At 35.2% G+C, this 16,527-nt stretch carries 11 protein-coding genes; 7 read left to right on the top strand and 4 right to left on the bottom strand.

Annotation, left to right across the window (positions count from 1 at the left end; genetic code table 11):
* Window positions 1–136: 136 nt before the first annotated feature.
* A complete protein-coding gene (locus tag ACFSTE_RS00255) occupies window positions 137–2,989 on the bottom strand; it encodes a VPS10 domain-containing protein (RefSeq protein ID WP_378257837.1) in 2,853 nt (950 codons plus the stop codon).
* 267 nt (window positions 2,990–3,256) lie between these two features.
* Between ACFSTE_RS00255 and ACFSTE_RS00250 the strand changes: the two genes are divergently transcribed.
* Both ACFSTE_RS00250 and ACFSTE_RS00245 read left to right on the top strand, forming a co-directional pair.
* The gene (locus ACFSTE_RS00250; RefSeq protein ID WP_176028136.1) at window positions 3,257–4,549 is read left to right on the top strand and encodes an aminopeptidase P family protein; all 1,293 of its coding nucleotides are present in this window, start codon (window positions 3,257–3,259) and stop codon (window positions 4,547–4,549) included.
* A 288-nt stretch (window positions 4,550–4,837) separates the two neighbouring features.
* Window positions 4,838–5,221 (top strand): hypothetical protein, encoded by a 384-nt coding sequence (locus ACFSTE_RS00245; protein WP_176028137.1) that lies wholly within the window; start codon window positions 4,838–4,840, stop codon window positions 5,219–5,221.
* Window positions 5,222–5,233: 12 nt separating this feature from the next.
* Here ACFSTE_RS00245 and ACFSTE_RS00240 read toward each other — a convergent pair whose 3' ends face one another.
* Window positions 5,234–6,577: a cytochrome-c peroxidase gene (locus ACFSTE_RS00240; protein ID WP_176028138.1), complete on the bottom strand. Its 1,344-nt coding sequence runs from the start codon at window positions 6,575–6,577 to the stop codon at window positions 5,234–5,236.
* A 397-nt stretch (window positions 6,578–6,974) separates the two neighbouring features.
* Window positions 6,975–8,249 (bottom strand): branched-chain amino acid transport system II carrier protein, encoded by a 1,275-nt coding sequence (brnQ, locus tag ACFSTE_RS00235; protein ID WP_378257834.1) that lies wholly within the window; start codon window positions 8,247–8,249, stop codon window positions 6,975–6,977.
* 36 nt (window positions 8,250–8,285) lie between these two features.
* On the opposite strand from brnQ, the gene ACFSTE_RS00230 reads away from it, so the two are divergent.
* A complete protein-coding gene (locus ACFSTE_RS00230) occupies window positions 8,286–9,062 on the top strand; it encodes an alpha/beta fold hydrolase (RefSeq protein ID WP_378257832.1) in 777 nt (258 codons plus the stop codon).
* Window positions 9,063–9,243: 181 nt separating this feature from the next.
* A complete protein-coding gene (locus ACFSTE_RS00225) occupies window positions 9,244–9,489 on the top strand; it encodes a hypothetical protein (RefSeq protein ID WP_176028141.1) in 246 nt (81 codons plus the stop codon).
* 19 nt (window positions 9,490–9,508) lie between these two features.
* On the opposite strand, the gene thiL is transcribed toward ACFSTE_RS00225, so the two are convergent.
* A complete protein-coding gene (thiL, locus tag ACFSTE_RS00220; RefSeq protein WP_176028142.1) occupies window positions 9,509–10,555 on the bottom strand; it encodes a thiamine-phosphate kinase in 1,047 nt (348 codons plus the stop codon).
* A gap of 329 nt (window positions 10,556–10,884) precedes the next feature.
* Between thiL and ACFSTE_RS00215 the strand changes: the two genes are divergently transcribed.
* The 3 genes from ACFSTE_RS00215 (at window position 10,885) to ACFSTE_RS00205 (ending at window position 16,475) form a co-directional block, all read left to right on the top strand.
* Entirely contained in the window at window positions 10,885–12,138 is a 1,254-nt protein-coding gene (locus ACFSTE_RS00215; protein ID WP_378257830.1) for a choice-of-anchor B family protein, read from the top strand.
* A 255-nt stretch (window positions 12,139–12,393) separates the two neighbouring features.
* A complete protein-coding gene (locus tag ACFSTE_RS00210) occupies window positions 12,394–15,096 on the top strand; it encodes a choice-of-anchor B family protein (RefSeq protein ID WP_378257828.1) in 2,703 nt (900 codons plus the stop codon).
* A 20-nt stretch (window positions 15,097–15,116) separates the two neighbouring features.
* Window positions 15,117–16,475, top strand: a complete 1,359-nt coding sequence (locus tag ACFSTE_RS00205) for a hypothetical protein (protein ID WP_176028145.1) — start codon at window positions 15,117–15,119, stop codon at window positions 16,473–16,475.
* The last annotated feature ends 52 nt before the right edge of the window (window positions 16,476–16,527 follow it).

The following is a 16,527-nucleotide window of genomic DNA, read 5'->3' as shown; positions in this document are numbered from 1 at the left end:
AGTATATCATCAAACAAGATAAGAATTTATTACCTATTATTTAAGCAGAAAGAAATCGTTAAAAAAAAGAAGGGGTAAATGCCCCTTCTTTTCTTACATTAATTATGTTTTTTTGACTTTTTTAATAGTATTCCCTTTATTTAATTTCAAATGGTGTACTCTTGGATACCCCGCCGGCAGTCACCTCTATGGTATAGGTTCCGGTAGGTAAATAATACTTTTCGTTTTTCTTCTTTTCTACTCTATCATCTGGAAATTCTTTTTCGATAGCTTTCTTCCCTTTTTCAGTAACTGATAAATCATAAGAAACATAGTTAAACCCTTTATCTGCAGTATGTGTAATTGTATGAATTACTGCTCCAGAAGCTGTTTTGATTTTTATATTTGCTTTTGCTGCTGCTGCCGTATAAAATTTAAAGATCGTTTCCGGTTCATAAGGTTCGAACCACTTACTCCAGGTAGTTCCCCATCGGGATGACCATTGTACCGGAGTAGTTGCAAAAACGCTAAGAGGAGTCGTTAGTTTTGATGTTTCGAGGGATTGTAATGGGGCTATATTTGTTTTATAAATACTTCTTCCATGCGTACCCAACAATAAATCATTTGCTTCTGATTGCACTACAATATCATGCACTGCTACACTGGGAACTCCATTGGAAAAAAGCTGCCATGATATTCCCCTATCCAAAGATACATAAGCACCATTATCCGTTCCGACATAGAGAATATGTTCATTTTTGGGATCTTCTTGTATTACATTTACAGGAGCTGAAGGAAGATTCGACGCAATACTTTTCCAGCTGGATCCATAGTCTTCACTAACATATAAATAGGTGGTGAAATCATCAAAACGGTACCCGTTTAGGCTTAGGTATACACGTTCTTTCTTATGTCTGGAAGCCACCACTCTGCTCACCCATAAATCAGAAGGTAATGTCCCAGAGATATCTGTCCAACTTCCTCCAGAATTTTTAGAAACATATACTTTTCCATCGTCACTACCCGTGTATAAAAGCCCAAACTGAAATGGAGATTCCGCAATGGTTGTCAATGTTCCATAGGCAACATTTCCTTTCTTTCCTCCAGCGGTCAGATCTTTGGAAATAGCTGTCCAATCATCTCCCTGGTTCATTGAGCGCATTAATTTATTCCCTCCGAGGTATAAAATATCCTGGTTGTGAGCTGATAACAGAATAGGTGTCTGCCAATTGAATCGATAAGGTGCTTCTCCTAATTCGTGTTTTGGTTGTATGTACGTTCTCTTTTTTGTACTTCTATCAATTCTAAAATAGTTTCCGAATTGAAATCCGGTATATACTATATCTGAATTTCTATTGTCTATTTGTACCTGCATTCCATCTCCTCCTAATAAGCTTTCCCATGGATAATGACCGCTCTGATGCCAGGACATATTCTCTCTTGCTGTACTAGAACCTACCCATACTCCATTGTCCTGTAATCCTCCATAGATATTATATGGTTTTTCATAGTCTACATTAATTGCATAGAACTGACCGACACTTGGTTGATTGGATTTTATCCAATTTTTTCCATCATCATAAGTAATATTCACTCCTCCATCATTTCCGTTGATCAGATGATTTGGATTTACAGGGTTAATCCACAATGCGTGGTGATCTGCATGGACATTCTCTCTGCTAATACTCGTAAATGTTTTTCCCCCGTCTTTTGATTTTAGAATAGGAACCCCGGAAATATAAATATGTTCTTTGTTTGCTGGATTCACTTGTATCTGACCAAAATAGTATCCGTAACTGTAATAGATATCATCCAGGTAATCTAAATGTGTTTTTTTCCAGCTATTTCCTCCATCGTTACTTCTGTATACTTCTGCTCCGACAACCGGAGTGTCAAACAATAAGGAATTTGCATTTTCTAAGTACTTTGCCAAATCGATAGGTTTTACCATACCATTTTTCACTAACTGCTTAACATTTTTGGCTCTGTATTTTTCCTGAAAACCATATGTTTTTAGGTATGCATTTAATTTTTTGTCTTCTAATTTCAAGAAATCAGCAGTACTCATTGTTTTAAAATCATCTTTGGTCAGATCTGCTGTTTTTTTTGCTTCTTTTTCTTTTTTTCTTCTAAACTGATTATCGTGAATTGCATATACTGTTTCCTCATCAAAAACAGCGAGTCCTATTCTTCCTACTCCTTCTCCGGTAACAAAACCACTTTGAGGAGTTGTTATTTTCTTCCAACTATTTCCGCCGTCTGTACTTTTATAAATACCAGATCCAATACCATTCCCTGTAAAATTCCAAGCCTTACGGTCCCTTTGCCAGGCTGCCGCATACATAACATTAAAATTATTCGGAGCATACGCTACATCAATGATTCCTGTGTGTTTATCTATAAAGAGTGTTTTTTTCCAGGTTTTTCCTCCATCAGTGGTTTTATAAATCCCTCTTTCTTCATTCGGAGAATATAAATGCCCCGCAACCCCTATAACAATCTCATCAGGATTTGTTGGATTTAATAGGATTCTTCCTATGTGATGAGAGTCTGTAAGACCTACATTTTTCCAGGTTTTTCCTTTATCATCAGAAGTAAGAACCCCGGTTCCTGCGTAAGAAGATCTGGAGGAATTATTCTCTCCTGTACCTACCCACAAGGTGTGTTTTTTCCAATCTACAGCAATATCACCTATATTTATGGTTTCTGCAGTATCCATTACCGGATCAAAAGTAGTTCCGTTATTGGCAGTATACCACAATCCTCCGGATGCATAGGCTACATAAAATTCTGAAGGGTTTTTGGGATTGACATCCAAATCCACTACTCTTCCACTCATAACAGAGGGACCAATGTTTTCAAATGGAATGTTTTTAACCAATGATTGTTCTTCAAGCTGTTTTTTTTGAATCAGCGACTGTTGTATTGTTTCTGCAGAAGTCGGCTTTTGCTGGGCAAAAGTGGCACTTACAGAACAAGCGATCATAAAATAGGGTATAAATGACTTCATAAAATTGTTTTTTCAATAAAGAAATAACTCGTTAAAATTGATGTGATCATAGGCTAATAAGCTTATAATCAAGATTAATCGCCTGAAAATATGGATTGTTACTATTGTGTCAAAATTTTTACATATTGTTTAACAATTCATAGATATAGCTTTAGTATTTTTGAAAAAATTCAATAAGAAGCATCAATCTATCAGAATCCTGCGTTTTTCTTCGGCGAAGTATACTGATAGGTGCATCTGACATTAGTAAACAAAAAATACAGACATATGAAGTATCACCCGATAGACAGAAATCTTTTTATAAAAAACAGAAAGAATTTCATGTCTCAGATGAAACCAAATAGTCTTGCTGTTTTTAACAGTAATGATATTTATCCAATTAGTGCTGATAGTACCATGCCATTTGAACAACACAGGGATATTTTTTACCTAAGTGGTGTGGATCAGGAAGAGAGTATTTTGGTTTTGTTTCCGGATGCTCCGCATGAAAAACACAGAGAAATCTTATTTCTAAAAGAAACAAATGAGCATATTGCTGTTTGGGAGGGAGAAAAACTGACCAAAGAACGCGCATTTGAGACTTCGGGTATTAAAACTGTTTATTGGTTACAAGATCTGGAAAAAATATTTTTTGAGATCATGACACAGTGTGATACAGTATATGTAAATACGAATGAACATTACCGCTCGAATGTAGAAACTGAAACCAGAGAAGATCGTTTTACAAAATGGTGGAAAGCAAAATATCCTGCTCATTCTGTAGCAAAAAGTAATCCTATCTTACAAAGGTTACGATCTGTAAAAGATCCGATAGAATTGGATCTGATGCAGACCGCTTGTAATATTACAGAAAAAGGATTCAGACGATTATTAGGTTATGTAAAACCCGGAGTATGGGAATATAATCTGGAAGCAGAGCTGCTACATGAATTCGTAAACAACCGATCTAAAGGGTTTGCATATACACCTATTATTGCTAGTGGAAATAATGCCAATGTACTACACTATATAGAGAATAATCAAGAGTGTAAAGCCGGAGATCTCATCTTACTGGATATTGCTGCAGAATATGCAAATTATAAAAGTGACCTCAGCAGAACTATTCCTGTGTCTGGACAATATACAGAAAGACAACGTGCCGTATACGATGCAGTATTGCGAGTTAAAAAAGAAGCTACTAAATTATTAGTACCAGGAACAATGTGGGCAGAATACCATGTAGAAGTAGGAAAATTAATGACATCAGAACTTTTAGGACTTGGATTACTGGATAAGGCTGATGTACAAAATGAAAACCCTGATTGGCCGGCCTATAAAAAATATTTTATGCATGGAACTTCGCATCATATTGGATTGGATACGCATGATTATGGGATCTTAACTGAACCGATGAAAGCGAATATGGTATTTACAGTAGAACCTGGAATTTATTTACCCGAAGAAGGATTTGGAGTTCGAATAGAAGATGATGTTGTTATACAAGAAACAGGAGCCCCCTTCAATCTGATGGAAAATATTCCTATAGAGGCAGAGGAAATAGAAGAACTTATGAATTCATAAATTATTGAACGAATATAAAATAAAAAGGGACTGTAAACAGTCCCTTTTTTATTGACCATACCAAAGGGTGTGCTACCCCAAGACGAGCTTTAAAATCGAAAATTTGTTTCCAACGAATGCTTCTTTTTTTAATAGAGTTACTTAGTCAATTTGTTCACGGGTAAATCAGCTCGATAATCAGATAAATATCTTATTCAGAATATTGTTTATAATCACTACTCTTATTTCTTTGATGTATATCAGAATATTTATTAAAAACAGGCGTTTGCATCTATAAAAAAAAGGGTTATGAATCGTATGAAGCTAATGGCTGGACATCAACAAGTCATGCCGTATTTAGTTATAGAAAAAGCAGATGAGTTTGTAGAATTTATAAAGCGATTGTTTAATGCACAGGAAATGATACGCAGGGTAGATAAAAATCATAAAATACTACACTCAGAGGTACTGATAGGCACCAGTACATTAATTATTACTGAAGCGAATAAAAATTATCCCGCAGAGCAAATCTCCATGTATATTTACGTCAATGATTCTGATCAGGTATACTATAGGGGTATTGAAATGGGAGCAACTTCAGTAATGGCACCTATGGAAGAAAATGATGACACCAGAGTTGCCGGATTATTAGATCCTTTCGGCAACACCTGGTGGCTGACTACTTTGCAATAAAAACAGTATACATTAATCGCATCCTGTATCTATTTTTGACTGCTCATCATTATTAGGGAAACAATTTCCCGATCCTGTTTTTTCCGGAACATATCTGGTAAGATTAGGGTCTTTAAGCCCAGACTCGATAAAAGCAGTAATATCTATAATATCTTTTTCGGATAATTCTATATTTCCAAACTGGGGAGCCAGGCTTTCTTTGGGAACTTCATTGTTCTGAGGTACTCCCTTATTTTTGTAAGTAACCACATCTTTGACAGAAGTAAATGTTCCTCCATGACCATAGAATCCATGATCCGCTATATTATACAGTGTGGGTGTTTTAAACTTATAATTATCATTTGCATTTTTGGTAAAGCCTCCTCTACCTTTTTTCACTCTATCAAATCCTTCCATATCTGTAACAATCGCATCTGAAGCATTATCGAAATCTCCCATCCCGAAAGCATAAAACGCAACATCATTTAGTGCCGGTCCGGAATGACATTCATAACACTTTCCTTTACTAAAAAAGGCAATAGCTCCTCTCTTCTCCGCATCATTCATCGCTTTGTAATTCCCTTTTAGCCATTCTTGCCAGGGAGCTTGATTTGCTAGTAAAGTTCGCTCATATGCTGCAATTGCCAATGCAGCATTGTGTGTAGAATATCTGTCTTCTTCTTCTACTGATGGAAAAGCAGCATCAAACAAATTTTTATATCCAAAGGTGTTTACAAATTCTTCATCTACTTTTATTCTGTGAACTCCCTGTCCTTTGATTGCTTGTACCTCTACTCCTTGATGTCCTAAATTATTCTCAGGGATATTGGTCCAGCCAATCTCCGTTCCTGCATTGGTTCCGGTTCCTCCAAATTGTCCATTCCACAACATAATATCCTGATATGCAACATTTAATATTGTTGGAGATTTTATTGGCTGAATATCGAGCATATCTATAGGCATCCCTTCTGCTATGACTCTTCCTTCTCCACGTATACCAAAGCCTGAACCTCCTTCTCCTTTTCCTTGCCTAATCCCTGCAGCAAAACCTGCAGCAGCATGGTGACAAGAAACACAAGAGTAGGTTCCCTTCATTTTAGAAAATTTGGGACTCCCTCCTGTTGCGGTTTCATGAATTAATAATTTACCTAATTCTACTTTCTCTTTGGTAAGTGGGTTTAAGGGATCTTGAGGTATTTTTGAGAAATCCTCACTATCAGGAAGTATAAAATAGGATACTCCTTCATTATTAGAAACCGATTGTAGAATTTCTAACAGCTGATCGTCCACAATACTAGGACCCAGCGGATCATAATCATCATCATTACAAGATACTAACAATGCCATAAGCATCATCAAATAGGTACATTTTTTCATTTACAAAGTAATTTTTTCTAATAAATAATGTTTTAAAAAGGTATACACAAGATTTCATTATTCTTGTATATATCAGATTATCAACTGATTGATATCGACAACATGCACTTTCTCTTCGATTAATAAATTTTATAAAACAATGAGAGCATGTATCGTACTAACGATAGCCTTTAACTGGTGTAATAAAAAAAATGGGAATTTTTGATAAGCCTATATCAACAGAAAAATTAATGCAAAAGATTGTTCCTTTTAGAAAATAAACTTCCTAAAAACGAATTTTATGTCACTAAGCCCTATTGGATCACAATCACCATTAATGTATGATTATGACCACAATGAATTGTGTCATTTAATAAGTATTTTTCTTAAATAGATAGTAGTTTTTTCCCTTATACTTTTATTTATTTTTCCCCTTAAAGAAAATGTTAGTTACTGCAAATGTAATAATTACGGGGAAAATCCAAGCAAAATTATAAGAACCTAAGGGAAGAATTTCCAAAATTGGCTGTACAAACCCTTCATATCCTATTGCTACAAAGAAATCCAATGCACTAAATAGAATGGTTATAAATACGACAGATCTAAAAACAACAGGGGCTGAAAGCCTTTCTGGTAAGATATTCAGTATAATGAGTACAATTGTTACAGGATATAAAAACATCAAAGCAGGAATTGCTATTACAATAATATGATGAACATCAAATTGACCCACGATTACTCCTAATAAACAACCTATTATAGCTGTAATAACATATGCTCTTTGAGAGTTTCCAAAAAAAGATTTCATAAAATCAGATGTTCCGGTAACAATCCCCACTGCTGTTGTAAAACAAGCCAGAGCGACTAAAACACTTAACCCTACTCTCCCGATCACTCCCAATGTCTCAAAGCTTAATCCCTGTAGTAATTCGGTTCTGCTAATCTGAGTATCAAAAAAAGAATTATATAGTGCTCCGGTATAGATCATCCCAGTATAAATAACTAACAGTCCGATACCGGCAATCATTCCTGCCGATCTAATCAGTTTTTTATTAGCGTTATAGTCTGTATCATATTTTGTCTTTACAGAAATAATAATTACTCCTCCGACAACTACGGCTCCAATAGCATCAAAAGTTTGGTAGCCTTCCAGAATCCCATTAACCAAAGGTGTATCAAATATAGATGGATTCATAGGAGTATGAGTAGAAAAAATACCAATAAAAATAATAGAAAGAATGACTAAGAAAATGATCGGAGTTAAAAATTTCCCCAATACATTTACTATTTTATTTCTATTGAGAACAAAAAACAAAACAAGCGCAAAATAAATACTACTGGTTAACCAGGAAGGTGTTCCCAGAAAAGGAGCAATTGCCATTTCATGTGTAACAGAAGCTGTACGCGGGGAGGGTAATACAATGGAAATACAATAAATTATAATACAGTATATATAGCTAAATAACGGAGATACTTTTTTTCCAAAATCAAATAAAGTTCCCTGTAGTCTCGCATGGGCTATAATTCCTAAAATAGGAATTATAACTGCCGAAATAATAAACCCAATAGATACCCATAACCATAGGTCTCCGGATTTTATACCAAGGTTTGGAGGAAGAATCAAGTTTCCTGCTCCAAAGAACATAGAAAATAGTGCAAATCCGGTAACAAAAGTTTCTTTATTTAACTGCATTTAATTAGGTTTAGCACTTAAATATAAAAGATACAAATGGATTTGACCTATAAAGGAGTAAAAATTAATTATGATACCAGGGGAGAAGGTGAAGCTATTGTATTTCTTCATGGTTTTTTGGAAAACAGCAGTATGTGGAATCAAATTACTCCACACTTTATAAATAAATACCAATGTATTACTATCGATCTTTTAGGACATGGAGCATCCGGATGTATAGGGTATATACATACGATGGAAGAAATGGCAAAGTCACTAAAAGCAGTATTAGACGTCATTAATGTTGAGAAGGTAACATTAATTGGTCACTCTATGGGGGGGTATGTAGCCTTGGCATTTATAGAAGAATTCCCATTATATACAGATCGAATTGTACTTCTTAATTCTACTTCCTTTCCTGACAGTAAAGAACGAAAAATAAACAGAGAACGTGCTATACAAATTGTAAAAAATAATCCTCAGGCATATACAAGCATGGCTATTGCTAATTTATTTGCTAAAGAAAACAGAGCGCGACTTTATCAGGAGATTATAAAAATTAAGGAAGCAGCTTCCCAAACTCCATTACAAGGAATTATATCTGCTCTCGAAGGTATGAAAATACGAAAAGACAGAACACATATCTTATCTTCTTTCGAAGGAGAAAAAATAATGCTCGCAGGAAAAAAAGATCCTGTTTTATCCTTTGAACAGGCTATAGAAGAAAGCAACAGGTGTAAAGTAGATCTGATTGGTTTCTCAGGAGGACATATGACCTATCTGGAAAATCAATCCAAATTTTTGGAGAGCATGCAACAATTTTTAAAAATGTGAAAGTATCACTATAAGGCAATTTTTAGTATAATAGTTAATAACTGTGTGGATAAAAAGCATTATTTTCACGTTAAAAAGACATAAAAAAGACTTATTTTTTAAAATTTCCTACATAAATCCTACATTAATCAAAAAAAAATAGTATTATTGTACTGATAATGAACTTTTAACAAAATAATAGATGAAATCCCCAACCCCAAATTCGTCATTTACCGTCTCTAAAATCTACTGTTCCCTTTTTGGTCATAGTTATAAATTATCCAAAAAAGTGACACATCATATTAAAGAATATACCTGTGCCCATTGTGGAGAGCAAGTAACCACAAACAGCAAAGGAAAACTGGAAATTATGACACCAAAACTAAAAGAAATAAATGAAGCTATCGCTTATGTACACGCTAAAAAACTGAAACGTGCAGAAGGATAAGCTTTCTTTTTTTAATTAATTATTCTTTAATAGGATTCCATCCTTGCGCTTTGAGCTCTATTTTCTCATTCGCTCTGGTTACTAAACCAATACCACTTTTCTCATCCACTATATGACCTATAACGGTAAGATTAGGGTTTGCCTTAATTTTTGGATAATCATTTTGGTCAATGGTAAATAGTAATTCGTAATCTTCACCACCGTTCAAAGCAACTGTTGTACTATTTAGATTAAACTCTTCTGATGTAGAAATAACTGCAGGATCCAATGGAATTTTATCCTCGTATAAATTAACCCCTACTTTAGAACGGGTACAAAGATGTATTACTTCTGAAGAAAGACCATCACTAATATCAATCATACTGGTTGGCTGTACCTCTAGTGCTTTTAATAAACCAGGCATGTCTTTTCTTGCTTCAGGTTTTAATTGTCTTTCTATTAAATAAGAATACTGATCTAAATCTGGTTGTACATTTGGGTTTACCTTAAAAACCTGTTTCTCTCTTTCCAAAACCTGCAATCCCAGATATGCAGCACCAAGATCTCCTGTTACCACTAATAAATCTCCGTCTTTCGCTCCATTTCTATACACGATAGCATCTTCTTCGGCGAAACCAGTCGCGGTAATACTTATAATTAATCCCGAAGTAGACGATGTCGTATCTCCTCCTATAACATCCACGTTATATAGTTTAGCCGCTGCGTATATTCCCTCATATAATTCTTCTAAAGCCTCTAAAGTAAACCGATTAGAAACAGCAATAGAAACCGTAATTTGAGACGCCGTAGCATTCATGGCGTAAATATCAGAAAGATTGACCATAACAGCTTTATACCCTAAATGTTTTAAAGGTACATACGCCAGGTCAAAATGAACTCCTTCTACTAATAAATCTGTAGAAAGCACACATTTTTTTTGATTAAAGTCCAAAACAGCAGCATCATCACCTATACCATATAAGGTAGATGGCTGAGAAATTGTAAAGTTTTGGGTTAAATGTTCTATCAATCCAAACTCTCCTAATTCTGATAATTGTGTCCGGGGGGTGTTCTTGTCTTCAATCATGCTGCAAAGGTAGCCAAGAAAGCAAATTTAACTAAAGAAAATACAAAAAAATACACTTCTTATTTTTCTGAGTAAACTGTCTAGATATAAGTATATAAAACCATATAAAGGAGACAAATGTTAATTTCAGAATCATTCTCAAAGCATTTAAAATTTGATTATTGAATAAAAAAATGATTTAAAACAAAAAAGCGTATTTAATTGATAATCAAATATTTTGTATTTTTAACAATCATAAAAGTACGTTATTACCATAATTTCAAGAATTAAAAAAACATTTTTTGTTCGCATATTCTGGTGAGAATCTTTCTTTTTTAGTCCCAAACCTTATGAAAAAAAACCTACTATCTCCCCTTCTAAGTATCATCTGTATATTATTCTGTAATTGTAGTAGAGATGATACTTCTGGTAATGAACAAATTATAGAAATGACTAATCAGGGAGTAATTCCCTGTGAAAATGGAATCGCAGCTGGTAAGTATCCTTGCAAAGGATACGATTTTGTTTCCCATATTACACTGGAACAAATGAATGCCGAAACCGGAAATGATAGCTGGGGATGGACTGATCCTGTAACCAATAAAGAATATGCACTAATTGGTCTCGATAATGGAACTGCCTTTATAGATATATCCATACCAGAAAGCCCGCGATATATTGGCAAATTACCAACCGCTACCGTATCCAGTTCCTGGAGAGATGTCAAAGTATATAATAATACTGCATTTATAGTGAGTGAGGCAAAAGGACATGGTCTGCAGGTATTTGATTTAACTAAATTGCGAAATGCCGGAGAAGCAACAACCTTTACTGCAGATGTACATTATACCGATTTTGGTAGTGCTCATAATATTGTTATTAATCCACTATCGGGATATGCTTATGTGGTAGGAGCAAAAAACCTCAATGGTTCACAAGCTTTGTACAATGGAGGACCTCTTTTTATAAATATACAAAATCCGCTAGTTCCCAAAAATGAAGGAGGATATGCAGAAAAAGCATATAGCCATGATGCGCAGGTAATCACTTATAACGGACCTGATCCGGGTTATATAGGTAAAGAAATATTAATCGGAAGTAATGAAAACGAATTGGCTATTGTAGATATAACAGATAAATCTAACCCAATAGCAATATCTACTATTAGTTACGCTCAGGTTGGGTATACACACCAAGGGTGGTTTACCGAAGATATGAAGTATTTTCTACTTGGAGATGAACTGGATGAGACAAGAGAAGGATTTAATACCAGAACTATTATTTTTAATATGGAAGACCTGGATGTTCCGCAGGAACATATGATGTTTACAGGGACAACCTCCGCGATTGATCACAATGGATATGTAAAAGGAAACTTGTTTTATCTAGCTAATTATCAGGCAGGAATGCGGGTTATTGATATTTCTGATATCGCAAATAAAAACATTGCCGAAATCGGCTTTTTTGATACTTTTCCTACTAGTAATGCTGCTGATTTTAAAGGAGCATGGAATGTATATCCCTTTTTCAAAAGTGGCAATATTGTGATTAGTGATATCAATTCAGGTTTTATACTAGTACGCAAAAAAATGATAAAAATTTAATATATGAAGCATTGATTATTAAAAAGTTATATATTTGTAATTATTATATACCCCTTAAAACCAAATGTATGAAATCAAACCTTCCTTTTCCACCCCTTTATTTTTTAATTCGTAAAAACGTTCTATAATCTGCAAAACGTATTTTTCATTAACATATAAAATATACTTAAAAAGAATACTAATTAAAACAAATTCCTGCCTATGAAATAAACACAAATAATCATTTTTAAAATCTAACACACAATCACAAACTCAATGAAAACTTTTAAGACTACATTATTATTAATGTGTACAGTCTTTCTTGGCTATGCACAAACTCCATGTGTCAATGGAAAAGCAGGGAACTACCCCTGTAAAGGTTACGACCTGATGTCACATATTCCCTTATCAACAATGAACGCCTCTATGGGTAATGATAGCTGGGGATGGACAGATCCGCAAACAGGAAAAGAATACGCTATTATAGGATTAAATAACGGAACTGCATTTATAGATGCTTCCAATCCAACTAACCCTGTTTATTTAGGAAAATTACCAACCGCTACCAGTAATAGTACCTGGAGAGACATCAAAGTATACAAAGATCACGCATTTATCGTTAGTGAAGCATCAGGACATGGAATGCAGGTTTTTGATCTGACCCGTTTAAGAAACGTGTCAAACCCTCCACGTACCTTTACCGCAGATACCAGATATACAGAATTCGGAAATGCGCACAATATCGTTATTAACGAAGATACTGGGTTTACCTATGTTGTAGGAGCACAAAGAAATTCGGGACCTTATAAAGGAGGGCCCCTTTTTATTAATATTCAAGATCCTAAAAATCCTAAAAATGCAGGTGGGTTTTTATCAGGTGGACAAAGAGCCTATACTCATGATGCACAAGTAGTAACGTATAATGGTCCAGATCAGGACTATGTAGGAAAAGAAATTCTTATCGGAAGTAATGAGATAGAAATCGTTATTGCAGATATCACAAACAAATCAAACCCTAAAACAATTTCTACTATCAAGTATTCTGATGTAAAATATACTCATCAAGGATGGTTCACAGATGATATGAGATATTTTATTCTAGGAGATGAATTAGATGAGCAAGGGGTAGGGTTTAACACTAAAACTATCATTTTTGATTTTCAAGATTTAGACAACCCTAAATTCCATTTCAACTATTTTGGTCCTACTGCATCCACAGATCATAATGGATATGTAAAAGGAAATCTCTTCTACTTAGCGAATTATCGCGCCGGATTACGGGTCATTGATATCAGTAATATCGGGTCTAAAAATATGACAGAAGTTGGTTATTTCGACTCCTATCCTTCTAGCAATAGTGTTACAATGGATGGGGTATGGAATGTGTATCCTTATTTCAGTAGTGGAAATATCGTAATTAGTGATATTCAAGGAGGTTTCTTCTTAGTCAAAAAAAGCAGCGGCTCTTCTTGTCAGGCAACAACTCCAACATCTTTAGCAACTACCAATGTCAATGCTACATCTGCATCCCTGAGCTGGGGAGCTGTATCTGGTGCTACATATGATATCAGATATAGAAAAACAGGAACATCTTCCTGGACAACCAATGCTGTTTCTGCTACTTCTACTACCTTATCAGGTCTTACCGAAAATACGGAGTATGAAGCGCAAGTACGAAGTAAATGTTCTTCTAATCAAACATCAAACTATAGTAGTTCAGTACGATTTACTACAAAACAGGTACAGATCACCTATTGTGCCTCTAATGGAAAAACTACTTCTGATGAATACATCAGTAATGTTAATCTTAGAGATATCAATAATACGACAGCAGCTTCTTCAGGAGGTTATGGAGATCACACTTCGGTATCCACAGAATTAAAAAAAGGAGATACTCATACTATTTCGATAACACCTACCTGGACAGGAACTGTATACAATGAAGCATATAGCGTGTGGATTGATCTAAATCAGGATGGAGACTTTACTGATCAGGGAGAGCAAGTGTGGACACAAAGTGCTACAAAAAACAGCCCTGTTACAGGAAGTTTTACCATTCCTTCTAATGCAGCAGAAGGAGCTACCAGAATGCGGGTTTCTATGAAGTATAATGGAATTCCTACTTCCTGTGAGTCTTTCCAATATGGAGAAGTAGAAGATTACACCGTTATCCTTACCAAAGGAAATGGTGGTGGTGGAGAACCAGGATGTACAACGGGAATTTCTTCATTTCCATACTCCGAAAGCTTTGAAAATAGTATTGGTGCTTGGACACAGTCAACAAATGATAATCTGGATTGGACTGTAGATCAAAATGGTACACCTTCTAGAAATACCGGACCATCATCTGCAGCACAAGGTAGTTATTATATCTTTGTAGAGGCTTCTTTTCAAGGAACAGGCTTCCCTAATAAACAAGCAATTTTAACCTCTCCTTGCTTTGATTTATCCAATGTTTCTGCCGCAACATTCTCTTTCTCTTATCACATGTACGGTTCTTCCGATATGGGAGATATTAAGTTAGAAGCCAGTACTGATGATGGGGCAACCTGGTCAGAACTCTGGAGTAAAACTGGAAACCAAGGAAATTCCTGGAATACACAAAGCGTTAATTTGTCTTCATATGCGGGTCAAGGAGTGAAACTGAGATTTAACAGAACCACAGGAGGAACCTGGCAAGCAGATATTGCTATTGATAATATTTCTATTAGAACAGGAAGATCTGCTTCAAAACAATTCGATGTAGAAGAAATCGGTTCATTATTTATTTATCCAAATCCGGCAACAGGAAATATCTTAAACGTTGTAACAGGAAGCGATGAAGATTTCACTTTTGAAATAAGAAATGTCATTGGACAAAAAATAAAAAGTGGCGCTTTAAAAAATAGCATCGATATTTCTAACTTAAGAACCGGAAACTACTTCTTAAAACTCGAAACAAAAGATCAAGTAGTAACCAAACGATTTATAAAAAAATAGTTTGTTAAAACAGAAAAATAATGAATACTTCAAAGATTTCTATCTATACTATTGCCTTTGTTATTACACTAACAGCAATAAGCTCATGTAGTAATGATGATGAAGGTACTCCCCCAAAAGTCGACGAAAAGATTGAACGGGATATAGAATGGGTAAAAACATATGGAGGTAGCAATGAAGATAATGCCCTGTCAGTAGTAGAAACTACTGATGGGGGTTATGCTGTTGCCGGATATACCCAAAGTATTGATGGAGATATAACAGGAAAAACAGCCACCGATAGTGACTTCTGGCTATTAAAACTAAGTCCATCAGGAGAAATTCTCTGGAATAAAACATATGGCGGAACCGGTGATGAAAGAGCAGAAAAAATAATCCAAACCAACGATGGTGGTTTTGTAATGGTAGGATATAGTAGAAGTACGGATGGTGATGTGTCTGTTAATGCCGGATTACAAGACTATTGGGTGTTAAAAACAGATAGCTCAGGAACATTAGAATGGGAAAAAAGTTTTGGATTTCCCGGAATCGACCGTGCTTTTTCTGCTTTGCAAACCAAAGATGGTGGTTTTTTTATTACTGGATTTTTAGACGTTACTGCCAGTGATGGCGGAGGGAATGATGACAAAAACAAAAATGAAAAACACGGAGTAGGAGAATTCTGGGGTATCAAACTGGATGCCAATGGAGAAAAACAATGGAGAAGATATTTTGGAGGATCCAATAATGACCGTAGTTATGACGTTATAGAAACAGAAGATCAAGGATTTATCATGATAGGATCCTCAGAAAGTGAAGATTTTGACATCTCTAACAGCAAAGGAAGTTATGATTTTTGGGCTGTAAAAGTAGATGCCAAAGGAACGAAAGTATGGGAAAAATCATACGGTGGATCTCAGATTGATATTAGCTATGCAATCGCTGCAGCAGGCAATGGAAAATACCTGATCATAGGGGACTCTAGAAGTGAAGATGGGGATATTTCAAACCCTAAAGGAAATGCTGATCTATGGATCATACAGATTGATGATAAAGGAAGTATACAATGGAAAAAATCCATCGGAGGAACCGCTTTTGATACAGGAAGAGGTATTTACAAAACCAAAGAAGGAAATTTCATTATTACAGGAAACTCCAGAAGTGGAGATGTTGATCTGACAAAAAACAATGGGCAAAGTGATATATGGAATTTGATCATAGGACCCGATGGAAATGTAAAATGGAGTCAAACCGTAGGAGGAACCGAAGCAGAATACGGTAATGGCTGTATTGAAACAAAAGACAAAAAAATAATTATTGTCGGAAATTCAGAAAGTAGCGATTTCGACATCACTACAAATAAAGGAGTTAAAGATGTCGTCGTTATAAAATACAAATAAGAATAAATTACCTCGTCGGAGTAAGCCCATAAGGTATTTATTGAAAAATAAA

The sequence above is a fragment of the Aquimarina hainanensis genome (assembly GCF_042684685.1).
In the GTDB taxonomy this organism is placed as follows: domain Bacteria; phylum Bacteroidota; class Bacteroidia; order Flavobacteriales; family Flavobacteriaceae; genus Aquimarina; species Aquimarina hainanensis.
Note: the sequence above shows the minus strand (reverse complement) of the source record. Positions and strands in the feature narration are given on the sequence as shown.

Excerpts from the sequence above, each read along its gene's own strand:
- ACFSTE_RS00255 (WP_378257837.1), bottom strand. The coding sequence starts at position 2,989 with ATGAAGTCATTTATACCCTATTTTATGATCGCTTGTTCTGTAAGTGCC.
- ACFSTE_RS00250 (WP_176028136.1), top strand. The coding sequence starts at position 3,257 with ATGAAGTATCACCCGATAGACAGAAATCTTTTTATAAAAAACAGAAAG.
- ACFSTE_RS00245 (WP_176028137.1), top strand. The coding sequence starts at position 4,838 with ATGAATCGTATGAAGCTAATGGCTGGACATCAACAAGTCATGCCGTAT.
- ACFSTE_RS00240 (WP_176028138.1), bottom strand. The coding sequence starts at position 6,577 with ATGAAAAAATGTACCTATTTGATGATGCTTATGGCATTGTTAGTATCT.
- brnQ (WP_378257834.1), bottom strand. The coding sequence starts at position 8,249 with ATGCAGTTAAATAAAGAAACTTTTGTTACCGGATTTGCACTATTTTCT.
- ACFSTE_RS00230 (WP_378257832.1), top strand. The coding sequence starts at position 8,286 with ATGGATTTGACCTATAAAGGAGTAAAAATTAATTATGATACCAGGGGA.
- ACFSTE_RS00225 (WP_176028141.1), top strand. The coding sequence starts at position 9,244 with ATGAAATCCCCAACCCCAAATTCGTCATTTACCGTCTCTAAAATCTAC.
- thiL (WP_176028142.1), bottom strand. The coding sequence starts at position 10,555 with ATGATTGAAGACAAGAACACCCCCCGGACACAATTATCAGAATTAGGA.
- ACFSTE_RS00215 (WP_378257830.1), top strand. The coding sequence starts at position 10,885 with ATGAAAAAAAACCTACTATCTCCCCTTCTAAGTATCATCTGTATATTA.
- ACFSTE_RS00210 (WP_378257828.1), top strand. The coding sequence starts at position 12,394 with ATGAAAACTTTTAAGACTACATTATTATTAATGTGTACAGTCTTTCTT.
- ACFSTE_RS00205 (WP_176028145.1), top strand. The coding sequence starts at position 15,117 with ATGAATACTTCAAAGATTTCTATCTATACTATTGCCTTTGTTATTACA.